Source organism: Martelella alba (assembly GCF_006516955.1).
In the GTDB taxonomy this organism is placed as follows: Bacteria; Pseudomonadota; Alphaproteobacteria; order Rhizobiales; family Rhizobiaceae; genus Martelella; species Martelella alba.
In genome coordinates, this window is the sequence record NZ_VHLG01000026.1 from 1 (window position 1) to 20,329 (window position 20,329).

The 20,329-nt window shown below is 54.8% G+C and carries 12 protein-coding genes and 5 pseudogenes; 8 read left to right on the plus strand and 9 right to left on the minus strand.

Annotated features, from left to right (window positions below):
• Nucleotides 1–137 precede the first annotated feature (137 nt).
• Nucleotides 138–494 (plus strand): annotated as a pseudogene (locus tag FJU08_RS21965) (IS66 family transposase); the annotation flags it as partial.
• 81 nt (nucleotides 495–575) lie between these two features.
• Nucleotides 576–689, plus strand: a pseudogene (locus FJU08_RS21970) (IS3 family transposase); the annotation flags it as partial.
• Nucleotides 690–723: 34 nt separating this feature from the next.
• Here FJU08_RS21970 and FJU08_RS21975 read toward each other — a convergent pair.
• The gene (locus tag FJU08_RS21975) at nucleotides 724–3,738 is read right to left on the minus strand and encodes a glycosyltransferase (protein WP_141151189.1); all 3,015 of its coding nucleotides are present in this window, start codon (nucleotides 3,736–3,738) and stop codon (nucleotides 724–726) included.
• A 752-nt stretch (nucleotides 3,739–4,490) separates the two neighbouring features.
• On the opposite strand from FJU08_RS21975, the pseudogene FJU08_RS21985 reads away from it, so the two are divergent.
• The 4 genes and pseudogenes from FJU08_RS21985 to FJU08_RS23020 all read left to right on the plus strand — a co-directional run.
• Nucleotides 4,491–4,724 (plus strand): annotated as a pseudogene (locus FJU08_RS21985) (IS110 family transposase); the annotation flags it as partial.
• Nucleotides 4,725–4,953: 229 nt separating this feature from the next.
• Entirely contained in the window at nucleotides 4,954–9,576 is a 4,623-nt protein-coding gene (locus tag FJU08_RS21990) for a glycosyltransferase (RefSeq protein ID WP_141151190.1), read from the plus strand.
• 117 nt (nucleotides 9,577–9,693) lie between these two features.
• Nucleotides 9,694–9,840, plus strand: coding sequence for a hypothetical protein (locus FJU08_RS22910; protein WP_181409996.1), 147 nt, complete (start codon nucleotides 9,694–9,696; stop codon nucleotides 9,838–9,840).
• A 47-nt stretch (nucleotides 9,841–9,887) separates the two neighbouring features.
• Entirely contained in the window at nucleotides 9,888–10,028 is a 141-nt protein-coding gene (locus FJU08_RS23020; RefSeq protein WP_235890944.1) for an L-rhamnose mutarotase, read from the plus strand.
• 232 nt (nucleotides 10,029–10,260) lie between these two features.
• On the opposite strand, the gene FJU08_RS22000 is transcribed toward FJU08_RS23020, so the two are convergent.
• The 8 genes from FJU08_RS22000 to FJU08_RS22035 all read right to left on the minus strand — a co-directional run bounded on the left by FJU08_RS22000 (nucleotide 10,261) and on the right by FJU08_RS22035 (nucleotide 19,467).
• Complete coding sequence (locus tag FJU08_RS22000) at nucleotides 10,261–11,166, minus strand: IclR family transcriptional regulator (protein WP_141151191.1); 906 nt, start codon at nucleotides 11,164–11,166, stop codon at nucleotides 10,261–10,263.
• A gap of 46 nt (nucleotides 11,167–11,212) precedes the next feature.
• Entirely contained in the window at nucleotides 11,213–12,409 is a 1,197-nt protein-coding gene (locus tag FJU08_RS22005; RefSeq protein WP_181409997.1) for an MFS transporter, read from the minus strand.
• 88 nt (nucleotides 12,410–12,497) lie between these two features.
• Complete coding sequence (locus FJU08_RS22010; protein ID WP_141151193.1) at nucleotides 12,498–13,913, minus strand: amidohydrolase family protein; 1,416 nt, start codon at nucleotides 13,911–13,913, stop codon at nucleotides 12,498–12,500.
• A gap of 22 nt (nucleotides 13,914–13,935) precedes the next feature.
• Nucleotides 13,936–14,829 carry an ABC transporter permease gene (locus tag FJU08_RS22015; RefSeq protein ID WP_141151194.1) on the minus strand — a complete coding sequence of 298 codons (894 nt, stop codon included), beginning with the start codon at nucleotides 14,827–14,829 and terminating at the stop codon, nucleotides 13,936–13,938.
• Nucleotides 14,829–15,773 (minus strand): ABC transporter permease, encoded by a 945-nt coding sequence (locus FJU08_RS22020; RefSeq protein WP_141151195.1) that lies wholly within the window; start codon nucleotides 15,771–15,773, stop codon nucleotides 14,829–14,831. The genes FJU08_RS22015 and FJU08_RS22020 overlap by 1 nt, the downstream gene beginning before the upstream one ends.
• 60 nt (nucleotides 15,774–15,833) lie before the next feature.
• Nucleotides 15,834–17,321: an ABC transporter substrate-binding protein gene (locus FJU08_RS22025; protein ID WP_141151196.1), complete on the minus strand. Its 1,488-nt coding sequence runs from the start codon at nucleotides 17,319–17,321 to the stop codon at nucleotides 15,834–15,836.
• 14 nt (nucleotides 17,322–17,335) lie between these two features.
• On the minus strand, nucleotides 17,336–18,448 hold the full coding sequence (locus FJU08_RS22030; RefSeq protein WP_141151197.1) for an ABC transporter ATP-binding protein: 1,113 nt from the start codon (nucleotides 18,446–18,448) through the stop codon (nucleotides 17,336–17,338).
• The gene (locus FJU08_RS22035) at nucleotides 18,445–19,467 is read right to left on the minus strand and encodes an ABC transporter ATP-binding protein (protein ID WP_181409998.1); all 1,023 of its coding nucleotides are present in this window, start codon (nucleotides 19,465–19,467) and stop codon (nucleotides 18,445–18,447) included. Before FJU08_RS22035 ends, FJU08_RS22030 begins: the two co-directional genes overlap by 4 nt.
• Before the next feature lie 468 nt (nucleotides 19,468–19,935).
• Here FJU08_RS22035 and FJU08_RS22040 point away from each other — a divergent pair.
• A pseudogene (locus FJU08_RS22040) lies at nucleotides 19,936–20,180 on the plus strand (BrnT family toxin).
• Nucleotides 20,177–20,329: pseudogene (locus FJU08_RS23375) on the plus strand (BrnA antitoxin family protein); the annotation flags it as partial. The pseudogenes FJU08_RS22040 and FJU08_RS23375, both read left to right, overlap by 4 nt.

A 20,329-nucleotide genomic window follows, 5' to 3' on the forward strand; every position in this document is an offset into this window, starting at 1 on the left:
CTGGCCACCCGAACTCCAGGATCGATGAGCTCCTTCCCTGGAACTTCAGCAAGTCAACCTGATCTCCCATGGGGCGGAGACAGCGCTTACGCTGATTGCGGCACAGCTTGAGAAGAATTGGGGAGCGGCGCTACGCCGTCGGCCCGAAGGTCTCGCCGGACAGCAAGTTCGGCGAGACCGTCTTCTATACCCTGAACCAATGGGAATATCTGACGCGCTCCACCGAGGACGGCCGGCTGGCGATAGACAACAACCTTCTCGAAGGCGATATCAGAATCTTTGCCACCGGCCGGAAGAATTGGCTGTTCAGCAACACCGTCGAGGGAGCAAGGGCCAGCGCCGTCGTCTACAGTCTGATGTAGACCTGCCGGGCTTGCGGCGTCGAGCCATTGGCCTGGTTGCGCCATGCCCTCGCCGAATTCCCGCAGCACGCCGGCGACGCCGACATCAACGATTTGTTGCCCTTCAACTTCCCGAAAACAACCACCGCCTGATCCAACACGATGCCTTGCTAGGTCGCAAGGCAATCTGTCGAAATCGCCAGCGTCAACGTGCATCGAAGTGAGCGCTTACGCATAATGCAGGTGCAGGAGGTCGCCACACAGCGGCTTTGGACATATAACCTCGAACGGCCCAACACGGGCATTGGCGGCATAACACCCGCTCAGAAACTGAAAATGGCCGCCTGAATTCTACCGCTGAACCCCGCTAAAACGGGGCGGATTACAAACTGATCGCACTCATCGATGGAAATTCAATCACCTGAGCCCCTAATTCGAGCAATTCTTTCCTGCTATATGTTCGGCCCATGTCTCCAAAGGAATAATGGTAAATCATCGCATTGAGGATTTCCTCAGAGGCCTTATTATGTTGAAGGTACTCATTCATAATACGCCAATGGTTACCCAGTTCCGGTTCAAGGTTACTTAAGTCAAGTGCCGTCGATCCTTGTTTTGCTTTCATTTCTATCTGCTCACGTGACCGAATCGGCAGATGCAGCAAAGGAAAATCTGCTGTTATTGCACGAAGAGCAGGTCCCCCGCGCCACGAACATAAATCGTGGTTGCCCTGAGCGACAAATACTGCCTCCAGATTAATACGCGCCGGCTGAATTGCAACTTTGCGGGCAGCTGAGACATGAGGAGGACAATAAAATGGGCCAGAAATTTCCGGATCAAACTTGCCATCCCGGTAAACAGAGGGAATTAAGTTCGCCCAATTCATGCCTATGACAGGATCACAATCATGTGTTTCAAGCGCTTCTATTAATTCACGCTTTCCCTGAAATGGAAGAAATTCGTCAGCATCAAGGAAGAACAGCCATTTCGATGACTTCAGATGAGGCTCGGTACGAATCGTATAAGTCATTATTTCGGCTTGCAAATATCCCGAATTTCCGAAATGGCGCACTGCCAATTTTGCTTCGCGTTGAGAAACTGAATTCAAATATTCCAGCGTCCCATCCGTCGACCCATGATCAATGACGACGATATGGTCGAATAATGACATGAGATGAGCTATGAATGTTTCAATGATACTTATTTCATTCTTGACCATGGCGACAACGCCGCAGCCCCTTCCACCCCCACCACCTGAGACCGGATAAGAACGAAACCTGACAAATGCGTTAAGTTGCTCTTCTGAGGCAGGCATTGCGGAGCGGCCTTCCTGCTCGCCGTATCGGAGATAATGAACAAATGGATTGATATTGGCTTCAGCAACGTCAGGGTTAGAATAAAGGTAAAATTCGGTCATGAATGTTTGGTTTGGATTCAGCTTTTGCATCCAACCCGTTTCAAGATAGTGGCCGATCGGATCTTCCAGATCAGGCAAGCCGAACCTCTGAGATTGATAGAATTCCGCATCAAATTCGTCCTCTATCAACAAGCGACCAATCATATGCTCGGCCTGTTGTTCACTCAGGCGCGTACCATACCGCCAGAAAGCAAGACCGGAAATAGCCTCTCTTGTCTGCTCCGCGCTCACGCCACGTCCCGTTGGCACTAACCTCCTCTGAAGCGTATCAACACGCTCTTGCGGCCATGTGTGAAGGTAGAGATCCAGCATTTGATCAAAGGCGCTTTTGCTCTGCGGCCTCACGCGCTCGCGCACTTCGTCTTCCGAAATGAGCCACCCTGATGTGTTGGCATCATGTATCCTATGTCGCACCAGCGGAGCTTCAATTGTTGCTCTTTTGCCCAATGCGGTAGCGATCAAGCCGAACCATGAATCATGTGAACAGTGCTGATCAGGAGCCCATCCGGTCAAATCCAGGAGCTCCCGGCGAACAGCCATGCCGCAGCCCTTAATACAAACCTCCTGGTTCAGACCGAGCCTTTTCAAATGATCAAAATACGACCTGTATCGAATGGTCTCCGTGGAATCGTGATCGTTGAAAATTTCGAGATCGTGGGAGAACACGAGTGCGGATTCGACCGATGCCGCGTTTGCAACGATGTCGATCTTTTGATCATGCCAAACATCATCTTGATCGCAAAAGAAAATAAGATCCTGCTTGCTCCTCTTCAGGAGATCGATGAAGTTTTGTGCAAAACCAAGGCGCTCCTTGCGTTCGACGAGCGTCACAGGAAATGGAGCTCGATTCGCAAAGTCGCGTATTATTTCGCATGTACCATCGGTCGAGGCATCATCGCCAATAATTAACTCGTCGGGATGCCGTGTCTGGCGCATCAAACTCTCAAGCTGCTGAGGAAGATATGCTTCACCATTAAAAGTAGCCATTACCACCGATAGGCTAAGCTTTTCTTGTGAAGAATCGAGCTTTGAAGGTCGCTCCAGTTGACTTGGGCTACGCCAATCCGGAACACCGCTCTTACATGGATGATAGAGGTGGTTTTTCTCACTGAAACGGTCTGGCGTCTCATGATAGTAGCCGTCCCTGATGGGCCGCCACACAAATGTTTCCGGGCCTGTTAAATCCTGTCGGTCGCTCGCTGTATAGAATTTCCCTTTTCGGTCACGGGGACAAAGCCTTCCATTTCCACCAAGCTCTTCCATTCCAAACGGGCCATTTGCCGCAATACTAGGCAAAAGAAACTCGTAATGTCCTTTCCATCTCTGCGTTCGCAAGGCCTCAAGATAGGCCATAGCGAAGCGCTTCGAAATCCGCATGATCGGATTAAATGATCGAAACAGCATAGTTCGATGAACGCCCTGGGGACACACAGCATTGGGCCAATGCGTCCAGTCTAGACTTTGATTGTACGGGCGCAGCATTGTTGTAAGGAAGTCTGACTGATTCTGGCTGAAACAGCCAAAGAACGAGCTCCAGTCACCTGAGAAGTCCACGTCATATTCCATGACCCAGACAAAAGGTGCCTCTGATGCAAGGACTGCAGGCATAATCGCCACATCGGCAAATCCTCCCTGTACGCCACCGTTTTCCATCATGTCCTGATAACGAAATGGCATCGTCAGTGCGGGAGATACATATTCCAAGTCCGTCAGAGGGGAGCCGCCCCCTTCTGAATTGAATAGACGGTGCCAGGTCACAAGCCCTTTCGTTTCCGTCACCAGCCTCTCAAAGTGCCGCTCAGTTTCTTGATTGCGTTGGTGATAGAGGAAGAGGCCGTGGGCAGAACATCGATTTTGATTAAGATTATCAATGTTTTGATATTTTGATCGATGACGTATCTTTCCAATATTGAACTCGGTACGTACAAAATCGCGTTGCATACGTGTCGATCGGTGAAATCGACGCAAAATCTCAGAAGTCATTCTCGAATCAATGCCCGTTTTTTCTAATTTCTAAACAAGTTAGCTCAACCGTGGTGGAATAGCCCGGCGAAATTTAGACAGATTCCTAGCTAAAAATGAGGTAGGAAGGTGACCATGTCACTCACGTCAATGACGGTTTCGACTTTTTGGGCCACCGGATCATTCGTAAACGAGGGGCACACGGACGGATGTCCGTGGTGACGACGATACCCGAGGAAAAGGCCAAAGGGTTTGTTCGCAGACTGACCGAAACCTTATCCGGCAATCATAGTGTCAATACGATCGACATGATCTCCAGCCTAAACCGCCAATTGGTGGGATGGGCGGCGTTCTAAGAGTTGACCGACTTCACGGCACACATCTTCCGGCGCATCGACCATGTCGTATTCTGGAAAATGGCGCATTGGTTGGGGCGGAAATGGTTCAGGGCCCCAGAACCGGGCAAGGCGAAAACCTGGCTCGTGTTTGGTCGCAGTGACCGCGGTGATCCTGTCGGAAAAGCGCTGAAGAGGCTTGTCTCAAGCCCCACGGCGCTATTCCGATGGCGTAGTTCAGAGGAAAATCCATACATCTTCCGAATCGAGAACCGCAGTACCGTCACGTCGCATTGCTATGACGTTGCCATGGCCATGGTCCAAGCTTGAATGAAGAGCCGTATGCGCTGAAAGGCGCACTTACGGTTCGGGGAAGAGAAGCGCAGTTGCGCTTCTTACTCCACTCCCGATGGCGCGCGGCTTCGTCTATCTCTGCGCCGTCGTCGACTGAACAGAGGCGGTGATCGCTCAGCCAACAGCGCCATCCACATAATCGCGATCGGGCGGCTGCGACTGCACCCACGCACCCGGGCCTATATTGCCAAGCGCATCGCTGCCGGAAACTCAAAGCTCGAGGCCATTCGCAGCCTCAAGCGCTACATCGCCCGCGAAGTCTTCGGCATCATCATGCGGCGCCACAATCAGATCAATCAGACGCAAATCGCCGCTTGACACTTAGAAGAGCGTCAGACAAACCGAGCCACTTCTGGACGCACGGGGTGCAGGTCACTTGCCAAAACACTGAATCGGTCTGGCGGATCGAATGGCAGGCGTCCAGGTGGCTACAATTCGCAGAGCTATTCACATATTAATTCATGTCGAGGATTAAAGGTGATAGCGACTTTACAAAGGCTGTAGTAAGGAATCGGCTGAATTTATGAAATGTTGTGAGAAATAGCGTATGCGAGATTTTCTTTCCCAAGACAGTTTTATGCTTCCTGAGAATTTAGTTGAATCCGGCTGGCTGGGTCACGCACCCTTTGCCTTTCATCTAATCGCGACGCTCAGGCCTAAGGTGTTTGTCGAACTCGGCACACACAATGGGTTCTCTTATTTCTGTTTTTGCCAAGCGATCAAGAAGCATGGACTCGGCACGCTCGCCTATGCAGTTGACACTTGGCGCGGAGACGAGCATGCGGGCTTCTACGGAGATGAGGTTTTTCAAAAAGTATCAGATTACAATGTGAATTACTCCTCATTTTCTTCGCTCATGAAAATGACATTTACTGAAGCATCTGATAAATTTCCTGATGGATATATTGATATTCTACATATTGACGGTCGTCATTTTTATGACGATGCCAAGAATGACTTTGAGGAATGGCTTCCAAAAGTATCCCGAAATGGAATAATAATTTTTCACGATACAAACGTTCGAGATAGAGGATTTGGCGTCTGGAAACTATTTCGTGAGCTGCGCGAAAAGTACAAGACATTTGAATTTTATCATCAATATGGCCTCGGTATTCTCGCCGTAGGTGAGGTTCCTGAAGCTATTAGTTCATTTTTTAGCGGCGATGACCAAGATTTAACCGAAATTCGAACAGCGTATGGTGAGTTGGGGGCGAGAGTCTCGCGTGAATGGAGCGCGATTATTGCCCAGAGAGAAAGTAAAGCATTCGCTGAGGAAATTGTTCGAAACAAGCAAGACCTTGAGTCGCTTAATACACAATTAGAACAAATCCGTGTCAGCGCTGACGACTGTAGTAATCAGCGTGCTGAGCTTAGCAATCGTCTGGCCAGAGTTTCTGAACAGGTCACGTCGTTGAGCCAGTTGACAGTCGACCAATCGAAGTTGATTTCCCGACAAGTAGAATGGATTTATAATCAAAGCGAAGAAATTGCCTCGCTGTCTAGTGAGGTAAGAGACCTGTCCAGAGAGTTGACAAGCCCCCCCGCATTTGAGGTCATCCCCCACAACGAAGGTCTCTCTGACGTTTCAGATTCAATGATCACGTCAGTGACACCCAATACGCGACTTCTGCGTTGGAAGTCATTCCTGCATTACCCTTTTTCTAGTCGCGATCGTAAGATTTATCGAAAACGTAGGCGCGATAAACTGCTCAAAAGCAGCTCGGCTCTGACACAAAAGAGTTCAACGCTGGAAACTCATCCGCTTGATGGGAAATCGATTCGATATCGCGCACTGTATAGGCACCCGTTCAACGCGAAGAAAAGGCGCGCCTATCGTCGTGATCGCAAGGCAGAACTCGAAGTATTCCATTCCCCGACTTTTGCTTCTGCACAAAATTACGAACCGAAAAAGTTCTTTTCGAGCCAGCCGAAGAAGATCCACTCGAATCGACCGATGAAGCTCTCTCCGAAATTATGGTTCTATGTCGGCGATACTATCGATTGGCTGAACGTGCATGAACACGTGACGGGCGTTGGTCGTGTATCGATCGAGCTTCTTAATTCCGCTATGTCAGACGAAACATCGCATCTTATTCCTTGCCGTGACGGACGCACAGATTTTAGTATTGTCGGCATGTCACGAGAGGAATTGGACAAGTCGCTCTTTTCGAAGTTTGACGGGCAATACGGCTCGAATGTTCCCGAATTATTCCCCGGACTTTCTCCGACAAAAGGAGATCATATCTTCTTTACCGGTCTGGTCTGGACCCCCAAGTTCAAATCGCTCTTTCAGGAACTCGCGACGCAGGGCATCGGGTTTTCGGTCCTCGTGCACGATATTATTCCGCTTGAAGATATCGACCAAATCGATGTCCCTCAGGCAACACGATTCGCCGAATGGCTGACCGTTACGCTACAAACGGCTGACAGGATATTTGTGTCGACTGCATTTGTTCGCGAGCAGATCTTGCGATGGTCTGTCATAAACGGTGTCGACATCACTGGAACGATTAAAGTCATTCCCTTTGGTTCTCGATTGCTGGCAGACGTGTCTAATCCTGAGAGCGACCTGTCAGGCGAGCGCTTTCGAGATCTCGAGATGGGGAATTTCGTCCTGAGCGTTGGAACAATTGACCCGCGCAAAAATCAGATCATGCTTTGCCGCCTGTGGCGAAAACTGCTTCAACAGAACCGCGACTTCCCCCAGCTTGTGCTTGCGGGGCGTGACGACATCGGAATTGGCAATGAACAGTCGCTGTTTCAGGATTTGCTGCAGTCAGGTAAGCTGCTTGTATTATCAGGGCTTTCTGATGCGCAAATCAGCACACTGGTGCGGGCAAGCCGTTTCACCGCATTCCCTTCGACGAATGAGGGGTATGGCTTGCCTGTGGTGGAAAGCCTGCAACAAGGAAAGCTGTGTCTGACATCAAGACTGCCGCCAATAGAAGAACAAGCCGGTAGTCTTGTCTGGTACTTTGACCCCGATAACCTTGACGAGGCTGCGGAGCTTTTCATCAAGGCAATCGAGCAGCCAGAAGCTGTTCGCAGGGCTGAAGAGCAGATCACGAAGCATTTTCACAAGCCATCATGGTCTGAAGCTGTGAAAATCATGCGACGAGAAGCCATTGAGGCGGCGCAGACCGAGCCAGCAACGGTGATTTGCGGGGCATATCGCCCGGAATTTCCCGGGGCAACAGATTTTAATGCCGCAGAATTGCTGAAGCGCGCAGCACGCTGGTGCACAAGTACGGATCCAGAGGTTTCGATACTCATCGTCAACTGGAACGCCTCTGCACTGACGCTTGAATGCATCCGGCAGATTTGGCAACACACGGAAGGCCATACCTATGAAATCGTCATCGTCGATAACGGTTCTGCCAAAGACGATGTAGAACGGCTTTCAAAGGCCATCCCAGGCATCTCCTTCATTCCGATCGGCGCCAATCGCTTCTTCGGCGAGGCGAACAATATTGCAGCAGAGTCAGCGACGGGAAAACACATCGTGTTGCTCAACAACGATGCCTTCCCGCAGGATGGGTGGCTCGTGGCTCTGTTGCAGACGATGGAAGAGAACCCGAATCTCGGTGCAGTCGGCCCCATGTTTCTGTGGCCGGACGGCCGGGTGCAAGAAGCCGGGGGCACGATCGATGAAAAAGGCTATCCCGTGCGATATGGTCGAGGCCAGCTTGTCCCGACCGCCGATCTTCTGACCCCAAGATATGTCGACTATATTTCTGCAGCCGCCTTGCTGATCGATCGTAAGCTCTTCTTGGATGTGGGAGGTTTCGACCTGGCATTTGAACCTGCCTATTATGAAGATACGGATCTGTGCTTCAAGTTGCGTGCGGTTGGGAGGCCTGTCGCCTATTGTCCGGCAAGTCGGGTCATTCATATCGAAGGGGCCGCCGCCAACGGCAACACGAAGGCAGAAGCGCACCGCAAGGCACTGGGAGACACGAACCGCGACAAATTTGTTTCACGTTGGGGACGATTTCTCACCTCGCGTGAGGCAAAACAGCTTGATGGCGCTATCACCAATTTTATGCCTGTCGCCTGGTCATCGCCTGCTGGAGAAGATGATGACCGCCCGGTTGCGGTTGTTTATTCTCCATATTCTATCACGCCGGGGGGAGGAGAGCGCTATCTGTTAAGCGCCGCATTGCAACTCGCCCAAACGCATCGCGTTGAAGTCGTTACATCGCATAGATATTCCAATCTGCGCCTTAAGCAAATCGGCTGCGCCTTTGGCCTGGACATCGGCATGCTGCGTTTCAAGACACAGGAAGAATTCGCCCGAGACCCGGATCCGGATTTGATGCTCACAATGGGCAACGCCATCTTGCCACCGATCGTAGGAAGAGGAAGAAAGTGTTTCTATCATTGTCAATTCCCGTTTGAAATCAGAGAGTTTCCCTTTAGCCAGAGTGCTACACTGAAAAGCTATCAGCAGGTGATTGTGAACTCTGCATTCACCAAAAGCCATTACAGCAACCGGCTTCAACAAGCCGGCTTCACCGAAATGCCGATCGAGATTGTGCCGCCACCAGTCCCTCTGGTTGCACCAGACACCGACAGGAAACGCGTCATTCTCTCCGTCGGACGCTTCTTCATTGGCGGTCATTCCAAGCGACAGGACCTGCAGATCGAGGCATTTCGCAAATTGGTTGAAAGTGGCATCGAGGATGTAGAACTGCATTTTGCTGGCTCATCATTTCCGGTTGCAGAAGACATTGATTATCTAGCGTCGTTGAGGGAAGCTGCTGCGAGCCTCCCGATTTTCTTCCACGTCAATTGTTCCAAACGCGAGCTGGACGACCTGTATTCCCGCAGTCTGATTTACTGGCATTCGACAGGGCTGGGCCGCGATCTTGAGAAGGAACCTCAAAAGGCGGAGCATTTCGGCATCAGCATTGTCGAAGCCATGTCAGGTGGAGCGATTCCGGTTGTATTTCGCGCTGGGGGACCAGAGGAAATTATTAAGGAAGAGGTTAACGGCTTCTTTTTCGACGATCTCGAAGAACTGGTTGCAACAAGCAGGACATTGCTCTCTGAAACATCAAAGGCGAAACTTGAAGCGCTGAGCCTGGCAGCACACCGACGCGCCGAAGAATTCAGTTATGCTCATTTCAACGAAAGAATTGCGGATCTCTTCGAGCAGAGAGCGGTTTGACTTGCACCGGTAATCCTCCCCGTTTTAACGGGAACCAGCGGTAGAATTCACGCGGCACGCAGGATTCATCCGGGAAACCGCAGCGGCCTAAAGCTGTCGAATGCCGATGCCAACATCATGATCGGCAATCACACTGCCGTTACCTTCGTCTTTGTGGTCATTGCCTCGCTCGGCGGCGGCCACCTGTCAGACTACCTGCAGCGTCGCAAGCCCTTCGTCTTCCGCGCCAGCATCTTCATGACAGGAGCAACGATCCGGCGCTGATTGAAAAATACAGAGAATTCCACAAACCCGGAGGTCCGCCTCTGGCTGTGACGGATTCCATTCGCGCCGATGATATCCGCGTTCTGGAAATCTATCTGGTGGGCGACCGCATGTTCATGATCATGGAGCAGGGCGACGACTTCAAGAAGCCGAAAAGGCCAAGCGCGATGCAGTCAATCCCGATGTGAAAGCATGGGATGACATGATTCGTTCGACCTATCAGAAGCCCCTGCCCTTCGCTCCGGAAGGGACAAGCTTGATCGAAATGGAACGGATCTATTCCCTCGACGAGCAGTGATTCAGGCTGCCTGACAGGCTCCCCCCAAAGGTCCTGGTTCCTTTCTGCCACCTATGTCTTCAGACTGTGCGGTGTTCGACGCAAAGGTCCTGTTTAGGCAAAGGACAATGAAAGTTAATGTCCTAACGGAGCAGCTCGGAGACGGCCTTGGCCGCAGTGCTCACCTGGGAGCGGATGTCACGCAACATCGACAGATCGTCACCGTCACGCGGCAGAAGGCAGCCAAGGGAGCCGATAACGCCACCGCCCGGATCACGCAGGGCGACAGCAAGACTGATGACGTTGAGCCGGAATTCTCCTGTGTCGACGGCAAAACCGTGACGGCGAACCTGCCTCAGGCTTTCAACCAGATCGCCGAGGGAAACCATGGTGAGATCGGTAAAGCCTGTCAGCCCGCGATCGGCCACCACCCGGGCAATTTCCGGCTCGGGCAGCCAGGCAAGGATGGCCTTGCCAAGCGCTGTTGCGTGGGCGGCAGCGGCGAACTGGTTTTGATAATTGCTGAGCGACACGCCATCGGCACGGCCGGCCTCGGCGGCGATTGTCAGCTCAGTTCCAGAAAAGACGGCCATGCAGACCGTATGGCCGATCTGATCACGCAACGCCATCAGATGCGGAAGGGCGGCACGACGAATGTCGAAATGAGCACTGCCCTGACGGGCCATTTCACCAATCCGCGGCCCGAGATGATAGGTCCGTGGATGGGCGTTTCGCGTCACAAAGCCCCGTTTTACCAAAGAGTTGAGCAGATGGTAGCAGGTCGGCGTCTTGAGATTGAGATCCTGCGCAATGTCTTGAAGCTTCAATGGCTCGGTCGCGGCCGCGATATATTCGAGGATGGACAAGGCGCGATCGACAGACTGAATGGTAACCCCTTCACCATTGCCAGAGCTGGCACAAACCTGATCGCCCTTCTCGTCACGCTGACGGTCACCACCGTCGAGCACGACCTGTGTCTTATCCGTCGTAATATCGGCCGGCTCTATACGGCGGGGCGTGGCAGGATAGCCGAATGTATTTCTGTCCATCGCTCAAAACCTGTCGCTTTCAATCGGGCGCCCCGCCCTTGCCAAATCAGACCGCATCGGTCATCGACCCTTCAGCCGTACTTGAAGCCCCGGCATTGATCAACAGCGCAACCAGGCAGAACAGCGCTCCGACCATCGTCACGGCCATCCAGCCGCCATAATGCCAGGCGAAACCGCCCGCAACCGTGCCAAGCGCCCCGCCGGCAAAACGCGTTACCATATAGACGGTATTCAGCCGGCTGGTCGATTGCCGGTCGATGCCAAGAATCGTCGACATGCTGGTCACATGGCTCATCTGCATACCCAGATCGAGAAGGATCACCGCCGGTACCATCAGCACGAGCGAGCGCGTCGCGCCCATAAACAGGACGAAGGCGAGCAGCATCAGCGCCCCGCTGAAGACCAGCACCTGACGGGTGGAGAAACGGGAGACGGCCCGCCCTGTCGCCAGCGCCCCTAGGACGCCGACGGCGCCGACCAGCGCAAAGCTTCCAGCCATTCGGGCCGAATAGTGACCGGGCATGGCGCTCAGATGAAAGGCAAGCGTCGTCCAGAACAGGCTGAAAGCACCAAATTGCAGGGCTGCGGCAAAAGAGATCGAACGCAGCAGCGGATGTCTCAGAAACAATGTCTTCAGACTGCCCATCAGATCCAGATAGGACCCCTTGAAGGTCGGGGCAAAGGCCGGCAGGCTGAGACGAAGCACGATCATCAGGACAATCATAATCCCGGCAGCGACAAGATAGACCTGCCGCCAGCCGATGAGATCACCCAGCCACCCACCGACAAAGCGCGACAAGACAATGCCGAGCAGCAGCCCGGCCATAACCTTGCCAACAGCCGACGGCGCACTTTCAGGGGGCACGATCTGGCTCGCGATCGGCGGCAGGATCTGTGGCACGATACTGGTAAGCCCGATCAGAAAACCAAGCGGCACGACAAGCGCATAGGTTCCGGCCAGGGAAAACAGCACCATCATGACAGCCGAAAGGCACAGCATGAGGCTGATCATCCGCCGCCGGTCCACCCGGTCGCCCAATGGCAGAAGCGCAAGGAGACCGAGCGCGTAACCAATCTGCGTGGCGCTGGCTATCCAGGAGGCGGCCTGATCCGAAACCGACAGATCGGCGGCCATTTCCCCCAGAAGCGGCTGGTTGTAGTAATTATTCGCAACGACCGTACCCGCCGTTACGGCCATAAGCCATATGGTTCTGCCGGGTGTGACCGTCGCGTTGTCTACCATGCTGCCTGTGCCTTGTAAGAGAAGCCGTGTGGCTCCGGGAAAGGAAAGAGGAACGGGCCGGGACCCGCCCCGATATCGGCCAAGATGTTTAACTGAAGCGCTCTTCCGCCAGGGCGGCGCGTCCGCTTTCAGCGAGAATCCGCAGCGTTCGTTCGCGAAGGGCGGCAGCGGCTGTCGTCGCAGAAGCATCCGTCAGCACGCCTGCGGCCTTGCGGGCGACGCCATTGACGAAGACGGTCTCGACATTTGCAGCATCCGCAAATGCGACCACCGCGTCAACGGGATCGATCGCCGGCACAAGATTGATGTCATTGGCGCGGATCATGACGATATCAGCCTGTTTTCCCGGCTCGAGCGAGCCGATCCGGTGATCGAGCCCCATGGAGCGGGCATTGCCGATCGTCGCCCATTTCAATGCATCATAGGTGTCGTGGCTCTTGCGCGGAGGAACGGGCATGCCGCGATAGACGGCATTGGTTGCAGCCGGTGCATCGGTCTTTGCCGCGGCATCACGTTTGACATTGCGGAACAGCCGATCGATCGCCAGGCTTTCGCGCATCGCAGCCAGCATGGAGCCGGCCGTTGCCGTCTCGCTGTCATTGCCGATCGCCGGCAGGCCGCCCGCTTCAAGAACGCGGCTGATGAGCGGCGCTTTGGAGCCGCCGGAAATTTCGGTCGTTGCCGTGGCGGTTATCGTGTTTCCTGTTCCGATCAGAAGCTTGATCTCCTCATCGGACATGGCGTTGCCGTGAACCGCGTTGTGGCGGCTGCCGAGGATCTTCTTTTCAGCAAGGGTGAAATAGCCGCCATCGACCTTGCCCTTGCGACCGGAATAATGGGCGCTGGACCAGAGGTCGAGTTCGGCGGCAAGCGCAAAATCCTTTTCGCAGACCTCGACCGGCGAGTAGTCGGGGCCCAAGATGCCGAGCGCGAGGCTCATCATGCCGCCATCGGAGGGATAGCGCTTCCGCAGCCGGCGTGCCTCCTCCGCCGGATGCGGCACTTGCGAGAAATGCACCTCCCCCTCTCGCGGCAGCGTCTTGACCGTGCCGTGAATGAAAAGCGCACGGATGCCTGCGCGCTCCAGCCCGGCAATCGCCGCGTCGGAATGGTCCGGCGTGCGGTTGCCATGACACCATTCGAACACGGTGGTGACACCACCATTGATCAGCGACAGCGCGCCGACATATTCGGACTGGAACATGTCGTCCGGCTGATAGACCGGCACCCATTCGGTCTGCATGTGCAGATGATGCTCAATGCCGGTCCAGTTGACGCCGAAACCGCGCACTGCCGTCTGCCACATATGGATATGGCCATTGATCAGGCCCGGCATGACAATGCGGTCCGTGCCATCGATCACATCGGCATCGGAACCGGGATCAATGTCCGTGCCGACTTCGACAATGACGTCATCTTCAAAAAGCACACCTGCATTCTTCAAGATCCGGTCCCTGCCATCCATGGTGATGACGGTGGCGTTACGGATGAAAGTCCTGGTCATGGTTTCTTCTTTCTTTGAGAAATCAGCCGCGCGGATCAAGCGCGTCACGCAGCCCGTCACCGAGCAGGTTGAAAGCGAGTACAATCAGGCAGATCGCTCCACCTGGAAAAATCGACATCCACGGAGCCTGTTCGAGAAAGTTCTTGGCGGTGTTCAGCATCGAACCCCAGGACGGGTTCGGCGGCTGCTGACCGATGCCGAGAAAGCTCAGGGCGGCCTCGGAGATGATCGCCGTTGCAATTGAAATCGTCGCCTGCACGATGATCGGCGGCAAAATATTGGGCAGCACATAACGGATCATGATCCAGCGATGCGGCAGACCGATCGCCCTTGCGCCTTCGACATAATCTTCCGTTTTGGTAACTAGCACCTGTCCACGCCCGAGGCGGATGAAGATCGGCGTGGCGGCAAGGCCTATGGCGATCATGGCATGGGTAAGAGAGGGCCCGAGAAAGGCAGCAATCGAGATTGCCAGCACCAGCGAGGGAATGGCCAGCACGGCTTCGGCAATGCGCGAGATGCAGGCATCCAGAATGCCACCGAAATAGCCGGCAATGAGGCCGAGCGGCGTGCCAATGGCAAGCGCAACGCAGACCGAGACCACGCCCGCCATCAGCGAAGCGCGGGCACCGTAGAAGATGCGGGTCATGATATCACGGCCAAGTTCATCGGTTCCGAAGGGATGAATAAGGCTCGGCGGTTGCCGCACGGCCAGATAGTCCGGTTTCACCGGATCATAGGGCGACAGGACACCGGCAAAGATTGCCAGCGCTACGAAAATCAGCACGACGATGATGCCGGCAACCGCCCCCCTGTTCTTCAGGAAGCGCTCAAGGCTGCGATTGCGGCGTTTGACGGAAGGTCGTCCAGTCACTGGCAAGGCAGCGGCGGTGGAGGCGCCAGAAGTACTATTCATCAGCCCTTCCTCAGTTTCGGATTGATCAGGATGTAGAGCATGTCGGCCAACAGGTTGAGCAGGATGAAGGCGATCGCCGTGCACAGCACGACACCCTGAACCACAGCATAATCACGGGTAAAAACGCCATCGACCATCAATTTGCCAAAGCCTGGAATGGTGAAGATCTGTTCGGTCAGAACCGCACCGGCCATCAGCTCGCCGAACAGCAACGTGACCATGGTGACCACCGGCATCAGCGCATTGCGGAAGCCGTGCCGGAGCACGACGGCGGGCCTGCGCAACCCCTTGGCCCGGGCAGTGCGAATATAGTCGGAGCGCAGCGCCTCAATCATCGCTGATCGTGTGTGGCGCATCAGATAGGCGGCAATTGGCGTCGACAACACGAAAGCGGGCATGATGATCAGCTTGAGAAACCTGACGGGATCCTGCGTGACCGACACGAAGCCGCCGGAAGGCAGCCATTTCAGATGCACGGCGACAACAAGAATGAGAATGATGCCGAGCCAGAAATTCGGGATCGACATGCCGGCAAGCCCGAAGGCATTGACCACATAATCGGTGCCCGTGCCCTTGCGGGTGGCGGCAAAAATACCGGCGGGAATGCCCAGCAGGATGGCCAGCAGCATGGCTGCGGCCGAAAGCTGAAGCGTCACAGGCAGTTTCTGGGCGATCAGCGTCGTGACCGGAACTTCGGTTCTGAGCGAGTGCCCGAGATTTCCGTGCAGCACATCACTGATCCAGTATCCATACTGAACCCAGAGAGGATCATTGAGGTGATATTGTTCACGCAAAAGCGCGAGCACGGCCGGATCACGCTCCTCCCCTGCAAAGATCAGGGCAGGATCGCCCGGCATCAGTTTCTGCATCAAAAACACGATGACCGAGACGATGAAAAGAGTCGGTATGGCGATGAGTAAGCGGCGAAGCAGGAGATTGAGCATGACAGATCTTCGGCGATGGCGACGCCCCGGAATGTGCCGGAGCGCCGCGTCTGATCGCGGTTACTGGGCGAGCGAGACGTCCTTCAGGCGAATGACGCCATCGGAATAGGGAACAAAGCCCTCAAGCTTGTCCGAGTAGGCGTAGGCCCACAGTTCGTTGTAGAGGAAGATGTAGGGGCGTTCCTGCATCATGATATCCATGAACTGCTTGTAGTATTCCTTGCGCTCGGCCTCATCCGAAGTCTCACGTGCCTTGGCAAACAGTGCATCAACCTCCGGCGAGCAATAGCCGGTGTCGTTCAGCGAACTGTCGCACAGGGCGAAGTTGGAGAAATTGCCGTCGGGATCGACGCGCCCGGCCCATCCGGCCTGGCCGATATCGAAATTGCCATCGGCAAGGGCGGCCTGCAATGCGGAAAACTCGCTGGCCTTGAGCTTCACGTCAAAGCCCGCTTCCCCGGCCATGGCCTGGATCAGCTCCATCACCTGCTGCATCAGCGTATTGTTGCCATAGATGATTTCGACCGTCGGATGCTCGTAACCGGCCTCCTTCAGCAGCGCCTTGGCCTTTTCGACATCGCGCGGATGCGAGCGGCTGTCGTCATAGGCGAAATGAAGCGGCGAGAAGGGCTGGAAATCGGGCTGCAGCAGCCCCTGGCCGGCAACCTGGTTGATGACGTCGCGGTCGATCGCCCAGTCGAAGGCCTCACGCACCCGCACATCCTTCGCCATCGGGCTGTTGCCGTTCAGGTTGATTTCAAGACCGCGCCAGCCAAGGCTCGGAACGGTGGCGAAGCCGAGCTCCGGATCGTTCTTGACCGAAGCGACATCGCTGGGGGCGACGCGTTCGATCAGCTGGAAAGCACCAGAGCGCAGATTGGCAAGGCGAACCGTTGCATCCGGCACGGGCATATAGGTCACCGTGTCGAAGTGGAAATGGTCGGCATCGTAATAGGTCGGATCCTTCTCCAGCACGATCTTGTCGTTCTGGACACGCTCCTGGAACTTGTAGGGACCGACACAGACCGGATTCTGGGCAAAGTCATCCTTGGCAAAGGCGGTCGGCGACAGCATCATGCCCGGCTGACCGGTCAGCTGCGACATCAGCGTGCTGTCAGGGGCCTTGAGATGCAGCGTCACGGTCAGAGGATCAATGACCTCGACATTGTCGACCGAGATCAGCTCGGCCTTGCGCAGGCTGCCCTCAAGCGTCATCGAGCGATCGAAATTCGCCTTGACGGCCTCGGCATTGAACGGCGTCCCGTCCTGAAAGGTTACCCCGTCACGCAGATGGAAGGTCAGATCCTTCTGATCATCGGAGAGATCCCAGCGGGTCGCAAGCTCGGGCACGTATTTGAGGTCGGCATCGACATCGACCAGCGTATCGCACATCGACTGGAAAACGACCTTGCCGACGAAGGTGCGCGAGCGGTCCGGATCGAGAAGATCGGGATCATCCTGCAAACCGATGGTGATATCCTGGGCGAGAGCGGCCGACGCGCCTGCCATCGTGGCAAGCAGCGCAAGGGCACTGACGGACAATTTCATGCGAGCTGTTCCTTTCATTGCTTTATGGGATATTTCTGCGTTTCAGTTTCAGTCCGGGAGGGGTTCAGCGCCTGCCGGGCGCGATAGAGCTGCAAGCGCTGTTCAAGCTTTGGCGGGACCGCCGCCTCCGCCGCTGCCTTCGGGCGAGATTGACGGATTTCGGCATGGAAATGACATGCGGCCTGGTGACCGTTTCCGACATCGCGAAGATGAGGGGCTTCTGTCAGACACCGGTCCCGCGCGAATGGACAGCGCGGATGAAAACTGCAGCCGGAAGGGACACTGGCCGCATCTGGCAGATCCCCTTCGGCGGCCTGACGCGCGTGCCGGCCTGCGGGAGACGAAACGGGAACGGCCGCCATCAAGCTCTGCGTGTAAGGATGAAGCGGCTCACCATAGAGGTCTTCTACCGGGCCGATCTCGACGATCTGGCCGAGATACATGACCGCGACGCGATCACTCATATGCCGCACGACAACGAGATCATGGGCGACGATGATCATCGTCAGTCCGAATTCGTGCTTCAGATCCTCGAGAAGATTGATGATCTGGGCCTGAACCGAAACATCCAGTGCGGAAACCGGCTCATCGCCGATGATAAGCTTCGGATCACCGGCGAGCGCCCGGGCAATGCCGATACGCTGACGCTGTCCGCCGGAAAATTCATGCGGATATAGATCAGCCTGGTCCGCCCTCAGCCCGACGCGGGCCATGAGATCAAGCACTTTGTTGCGGCGTTCCGTGCGGCTGAGACGCCCCTCGAGCCAGATCGGCTCTCCGATGATATCGGCAACCGTCATGCGCGGGTTGAGCGAGGAAAACGGGTCCTGAAAAATCATCTGCGCCTGGCGGCGGAAGGCGCGCTTGGCTCCACCCTTCAACGCAGCGACATCCTCTCCCTCAAATACCACCCGCCCTTCGCTCAGGGCGATGAGGTCCAAGAGCAAGCGCGACAATGTCGATTTGCCACAACCGCTCTCGCCGACAATGGCAAAGGTTTCCCCGTGGCGGATCTCCAGATTGACCGCACTGACCGCATGAATGGGCCGTGGCGCCTTTAGCAGATTGGTGCGGCTGAGAAAGGTCTTGCTGACACCATCAGCCCGCAGGATGATCTCGGAAGTCATGCGGAAAGCTCCTCGGCGATTGCAGTCATGCTCTCTTCGATCGGCGCATGAAAACAGGCGACTGAATGACCGTTGCCGAGTTCCGTCATCGGCGGCTTTTCTGCAAAGCAGCGCGCCGAGGCGAAGGGACAGCGCGGCGCGAAACGACAGCCAACAGGAAAATCAGCAGGTGCCGGAACATTGCCGTCGATCGTGGCAAGGCGCCCTGCGCGTGCGCCCATGGTCGGCATCGCGCCGAACAGACCGATCGTATAGGGATGCATGGGATCCTCGAAGATCGCCGCCGTCGTGCCGCTTTCGACGATCCGGCCCGCATACATTACGACAAGCCGATCGGCGACCTCGGCCACCACGCGCAGATCATGGGTGATCATCACCACGGCGGTTCCGGTTTCACGCTGCATTTCCTTCATCAGATCGAGGATCTGCGCCTGAATGGTCACATCGAGCGCTGTGGTCGGCTCGTCAGCAATGAGAAGCTTCGGATTATTGATCAGCGCCATGGCAATCATGATGCGCTGCCGCTGCCCGCCGGACATCTGGTGCGGGTAGGCGTGAAAACGCCGTTCGGGTGCCGGAACGCCGACCCGCCGCAGCATGTCGATCACTTCGTCCCGAATATCGGCGCGACTTCCCGGACGATGACGCCGGATCGCTTCCCCAATCTGATAGCCAACGGTGTAGGATGGATTGAGCGACGTCATCGGCTCCTGAAAGATCATCGCAATCTCTTTGCCGCGAATATCCTCGCGGACCCGCTCGCTAACCTTGAGCAGATCCCGCCCCGCAACCCTGATTTCTCCGACCATGCGCGGCGCCGACAGCAGCCCCATGATCGCCAGCGATGTCAGGCTCTTGCCACAACCGCTTTCGCCGACAATGCAGAGCATTTCACCGCCGCGAACCGAAAAGGACACCTGATCGACCAGATCGGGCAGAGCCGGGCCTGAAAAACTGATGGATAGATCGCGCAGTTCAAGCACAGCTTCGCTCACGTGATCTTCTGGTGGATTCAACATCATACTCCTGCAGGGAAAGCCGTCCGGAATTCATTGTATGCAAGAAGTATTCACAAAATTTTGTGTTGTTAAATAGCAATAGACATAAATTTCATGAAATTTGATCAGAAATCACAGAAATGCACCTATTTTGGGCATGAAATCGCAAAATAGTCGAGATTTGTTGAATTTTTGCCTGTTATGATTTTAGTCAATATTGAATATTTTATATTATAAAATATATTTTTATTCAAGAATTCAGCCAGAAGGCATATTCTTCTGGTCAGGCCCGCCTTCACGCCACCGCCACTTCCAACCTTGCAGGCAGACTTGCGGCGCCCCAGGGCCGCACACGCCCCCTCAGCTGCGGACAAAAGGCGACTCCATCATCAAGCCTGCATCCCGCGATGATAGCAGGGCAAGGCTTGACTCTATTTTTTGTATCACATTTATTATTGACCGAAGGACTTAATGTGATACATTTATTCCATGCAGATCATCTATGATGAAGCCAAGCGTCTGACCAATATCGAAAAACACGGGCTCGACTTTTCCGAGCTCGATATCGATTTCTTCGATCGTTCGAAAGTTGCACCGGCCAAACTTGGCGCTGCCTGGCGATAGGAGAGTTCAAGGGCGAAATGATCATCGCCGTTGTGTTCAGGCCTCTCGTTTCGGAAGCGCTTTCGATTATTTCGATGCGCCCGGCCAGCCGAAAGGAAAGGATCCTGTGATGACCAAGTTTTCCTCGAATAAGCCTCTGACTGACAAGGAAGAAGCTGAAATCCAGCACATGATCGCGTCGGACCCGGATAATCCTGAAATCACTGACGAACAGATTGCCATGGCAAGGCCGTTCCGCGAGGTCTTCCCTGATCTTGCC

What these genes read in the sequence shown, in the direction of transcription:
- FJU08_RS21975 (WP_141151189.1), bottom strand. Translation starts at nt 3,738, where the DNA reads ATGACTTCTGAGATTTTGCGTCGATTTCACCGATCGACACGTATGCAA.
- FJU08_RS21990 (WP_141151190.1), top strand. Translation starts at nt 4,954, where the DNA reads ATGCGAGATTTTCTTTCCCAAGACAGTTTTATGCTTCCTGAGAATTTA.
- FJU08_RS22910 (WP_181409996.1), top strand. Translation starts at nt 9,694, where the DNA reads ATGATCGGCAATCACACTGCCGTTACCTTCGTCTTTGTGGTCATTGCC.
- FJU08_RS22000 (WP_141151191.1), bottom strand. Translation starts at nt 11,166, where the DNA reads ATGGACAGAAATACATTCGGCTATCCTGCCACGCCCCGCCGTATAGAG.
- FJU08_RS22005 (WP_181409997.1), bottom strand. Translation starts at nt 12,409, where the DNA reads ATGGTAGACAACGCGACGGTCACACCCGGCAGAACCATATGGCTTATG.
- FJU08_RS22010 (WP_141151193.1), bottom strand. Translation starts at nt 13,913, where the DNA reads ATGACCAGGACTTTCATCCGTAACGCCACCGTCATCACCATGGATGGC.
- FJU08_RS22015 (WP_141151194.1), bottom strand. Translation starts at nt 14,829, where the DNA reads ATGAATAGTACTTCTGGCGCCTCCACCGCCGCTGCCTTGCCAGTGACT.
- FJU08_RS22020 (WP_141151195.1), bottom strand. Translation starts at nt 15,773, where the DNA reads ATGCTCAATCTCCTGCTTCGCCGCTTACTCATCGCCATACCGACTCTT.
- FJU08_RS22025 (WP_141151196.1), bottom strand. Translation starts at nt 17,321, where the DNA reads ATGAAATTGTCCGTCAGTGCCCTTGCGCTGCTTGCCACGATGGCAGGC.
- FJU08_RS22030 (WP_141151197.1), bottom strand. Translation starts at nt 18,448, where the DNA reads ATGACTTCCGAGATCATCCTGCGGGCTGATGGTGTCAGCAAGACCTTT.
- FJU08_RS22035 (WP_181409998.1), bottom strand. Translation starts at nt 19,467, where the DNA reads ATGTTGAATCCACCAGAAGATCACGTGAGCGAAGCTGTGCTTGAACTG.